We start from the raw sequence: 3,644 nt of genomic DNA, 5'->3' as shown, positions 1-3,644 counted from the left end.
CCAAAGGAATACGGACATTATCTGGTTTAAAAAACTCAAAAGCCCTCACGTACCTTTAGGCATTCCAATAGAAGATGGATTGGCTATATTAAAAAAGATTGGCAGCCCCGTCTTTTTTGAGTCCGAAGAGGAAAGGCAATATAAAGTTTCAAATGCAGCTTACAATGTAGCTATTTATGAAACGGATGGCATTGTTTCAAGTACTTGGTACGACGATCCCATTGGAAGGTCTTGGAACCTTGGGAGACAGAAAAAAGTAAATCTATACCTTTCTCGCTATGACAATATCAGTAACTGGGAAGCTAGGCTCAATAATGGATATATTCAGTTCTATTTTAACGATACGCTTGGATTGAGCATGTCTTATGGATTACACAAAGATGTCATCAGGTTTAATAAACAAGGCATATAACAACCCAATAAACTCACTCACTACGTTCGCTGGGACGCATACACGCGGGGCGGCTTCGCCATTATGCCCCACATGTCTGCGCCCGTTATTGGAAAGTTAGTACCCTCGGAGCAGGAAGCTTGAAAGTAAAACCATCCAAAAAGCTATATCTAAAAATGCTAAGAAGCCTTTTGATAATTAGCGTTCTATTCGGTCTTACTGCATATGTCTGGTCAACTTCAGTTTATGAATGTATTTCTATATTTTCATGGGACTTTTGCGGCTCTATTGGCCAAGCAGAACTGATTTATCCACTTTTTGCTCTAGATGTGCTGCTAGCTTTTTTATTTACTTTCGCCATTTTTTACCTATTTCAGCTATCGTGAAATAATCAAAAATAGGAATAAAATTAAATAATGTTGCTAGGTAGTATTGGGTTTACGGGTACTAACAACCCAATCAACACACTCACTGCGTTCGCTGGGACGCATACATGCGGGGCGGCTTCGCCATTATGCCCCACATGCCTGCGCCCGTTATTGGAAAGTTAGGTGAACCTGTAAGATATTGAGCTATTAAGATTGAAAGACAACACAATTAACACTCTACTAATTGGTATTTTTACAGGGTTAATAGTAGGAGCTATTTCTGTACTTTTCTCAAACCTAATTTTAGGTATATTCTCCATAGCTGCGTGGATAATATTGATGGCTGGAATCCCTAGAAGAAACACCTCGAACTTATTACGAACTCTTTTTTATATAAGCGTGACTGGCTTACCTTCTGCTTGGATTTTATTTTTCTTAACAAGGTAATTTCATGCTACGTTCACCTAACAAAACACTAAAGGCGCTCGCGCTGCTCGCTGGGACGCTAACACATGGGCTGCGTCACTTCGTTCCTAATTTTAGCCCATGTGTTATCGCCCCTTAGTGGGGTGTTATAAGGCGTCAGCCTAAACTGCGTTTGGCTTTATAAAAATCCCAGTAAAACTACCCTCACCTGTTTTCATTAGCATCGCTCTGGCTTGTGGTAAGTGTAAATCCGCCGCTTAAAATTCAAAGGTGGTGTAATAGGCGCTTTATCGACAAGTTCTTATTTTAAGCCAGCAAGCGCCATTACACTTGATAGCTCAGATGGCGGCTAGCTTCTATCAAATCAAAAACATCACTGCACAGTCGTTTTGCTTGTTTGTGTTAACAATCAATCGTATGCTGACTTCAACAGTTTTCAAAAAGACCAAAGGAACTGGCTTTGCTTATAACAAGGCGCTTAAGACCACTCCCTTCGGTCGCTCGGACGCATTTACGCGGGGCGGCTTCGCCATTATGCCCCACGCAACTGCGCCGCTTAGCTTAATGTTAGGTAACAAATGGATTTGAACTCAATAGATTTAGCAATAAAGTATCACTCATTAGAGGACGAAGAATGGGCTAAAAGTGGTGGCAATTTTATAAACATAACTGCCGGTAAGTATATCTTCAAAGATGTAGAGTTTTTATCTGCTGATGAGCTGCTCGCACATATAGAAAAACAATCATCTCAGAATATTTTAGTTCTTTACGACAATTCCACTAATCAAACCATAATAGCCTCTGTTTTAGACTATTGTAAAAAGGCTAACGCAAAGACGTTAGTAATAAAAAGTACCGAGGGATATGGACGCTAAGTTGCCTAACAAAAAAATTATGTCGCCCGCAGGCGGGCTGGGACACAAACAGGCAGACGGCTTCCCCATTATAGCCTGCCTGTTTGTGCCCATATTTAAAAGTTATGCGCTAGTTGAGTACAAAACTAAAAAGGAATTTTTATGGACGCATTAAGTGTAATATCGTTACTTGTTGGTATTATCGGAACTGCGATTGCAATTTATCAAACTGCAGTTTTGAATGAATCTAAAAAAAGGAACGGCGAGCTTCAATTTTTGTTAGCGGGTATAAATAGTTCTGCAGCACAAAAAATGCAGTCTTGGCAAAATCAAATTTCAATCGCTAGTGATTCTCTTACTCCTGATAAAATGGATGAGTTTAAACTGTTAATAAGAGCGAGAGATGATTTTACAGATTTGTCCAACTTAACCGTTTCACTAGAAGGCGCAATTGATCCTGATAGTTCAGCCATTTCTAAGATGATGGACAAATACCTAGATACCGTCCAAAAAAGCAACGAAATTCAAAAATGTAATATGCAAAATCCAGCGCGCGAGGATGTTCATAAGTAGCGCATAACAAAAAAATTAAGTAACTCACTTCGTTCGCTGGGACGCATACACGTGGGCTGCTTCGCATTTTAGCCCACATGTCTGCGCCCCTTATTTAAAAGTTAGGTGCTCTCAGAATGTTTAACTTTCATGGAATGAAATGGCCAAAGTCGAAAGAGTTTGTTCAGTCTGAACGGGCCGTTGGTGAGTTAAAGGTTTTAAATTTTTCTTTGGGTGTGCCACTAATTATTCTAACTTTTCTGCTCAAACAACCAGATTTAGCATTACCGGTAATTGGTAGCTTTAAGTTTCTCATTTTCTTTTGTGGTGTCCTATTTTTATTAGCCAGTTGGATGGAGGACTATCCCACATTTTCTCTAGCTGCTGCGCTTGCATCTTGTTTTGTCACGATCGGCTTCACCTTATTTTGTATACTTAAATTCACTCTGGTTCACGGTTTTACATCTTCAACTGCAGTATCTTGTTTTTTATTATTTATGCTGGTATCGTTTCATTCATGGTCGTTCGGGCGTTTAAAGCTCACCGCACCTAACAAACGCATTAACACTCGCTGCGCTCGCTAGGGACAAAAACACGTAGGCTCCCTTCGCTTCGCTCAGTATTATAGCCTACGTATTTTTGCCCGTTATGCGGGCCGTTATAAGGCGTCAGCCTAAACTGCGTTTGGCTTTATAAAAATCTCAGTGCAACTACCCTCACCTGTTTTCATTAGCATCGCTCTGGCTTGTGGTAGGTTTATATCCGCCGCTTTCAATTCAAAGGCAGTGTAATAGGCGCTTTATCGACAAGTTCTTATTTTAAGTCAGCAAGCGCCATTACACTCGATAGCTCTGATGGCGGCTAGCTTCAGTCAAATCAAAACCGTCACTGCACAGTCGTTTCGCTTGTTTGTGTTAACAATCAATCGTATGCTGGCTTTATCAGTTTTTAAAAAGACCAAAGGAACTGGCTCTGCTTCTAACAAAGCGCTAAAGACCACTCCCTTCGGTCGCTCGGACGCATTTACGCGGGGCGGCTTCGCCATTATGCCCC

6 protein-coding genes are annotated in these 3,644 nt (G+C 40.8%); all 6 read left to right on the top strand.

What is annotated here, in order from left to right; genetic code table 11:
- Positions 1-412, top strand: a 412-nt coding sequence (locus KUL49_RS20645) for a hypothetical protein (RefSeq protein WP_308805579.1), incomplete at its 5' end; no start/stop codon positions are given.
- 1,103 nt (positions 413-1,515) lie between these two features.
- Positions 1,516-1,773 (top strand): hypothetical protein, encoded by a 258-nt coding sequence (locus KUL49_RS20640; RefSeq protein ID WP_242633924.1) that lies wholly within the window; start codon positions 1,516-1,518, stop codon positions 1,771-1,773.
- Entirely contained in the window at positions 1,764-2,060 is a 297-nt protein-coding gene (locus tag KUL49_RS20635) for a hypothetical protein (RefSeq protein WP_075177340.1), read from the top strand. The genes KUL49_RS20640 and KUL49_RS20635 overlap by 10 nt, the downstream gene beginning before the upstream one ends.
- A 141-nt stretch (positions 2,061-2,201) precedes the next feature.
- Positions 2,202-2,612: a hypothetical protein gene (locus KUL49_RS20630; RefSeq protein WP_131138451.1), complete on the top strand. Its 411-nt coding sequence runs from the start codon at positions 2,202-2,204 to the stop codon at positions 2,610-2,612.
- Between the two features lie 116 nt (positions 2,613-2,728).
- On the top strand, positions 2,729-3,175 hold the full coding sequence (locus KUL49_RS20625) for a hypothetical protein (protein ID WP_131138450.1): 447 nt from the start codon (positions 2,729-2,731) through the stop codon (positions 3,173-3,175).
- A 270-nt stretch (positions 3,176-3,445) separates the two neighbouring features.
- Positions 3,446-3,644 (top strand): hypothetical protein (locus KUL49_RS20950; RefSeq protein WP_131138449.1); only part of this gene is annotated, 199 nt, incomplete at its 3' end.

This window comes from Alteromonas sp. KUL17 (genome assembly GCF_006538305.1).
In the GTDB taxonomy this organism is placed as follows: Bacteria; Pseudomonadota; Gammaproteobacteria; order Enterobacterales; family Alteromonadaceae; genus Alteromonas; species Alteromonas macleodii.
Note: the sequence above shows the minus strand (reverse complement) of the source record. Positions and strands in the feature narration are given on the sequence as shown.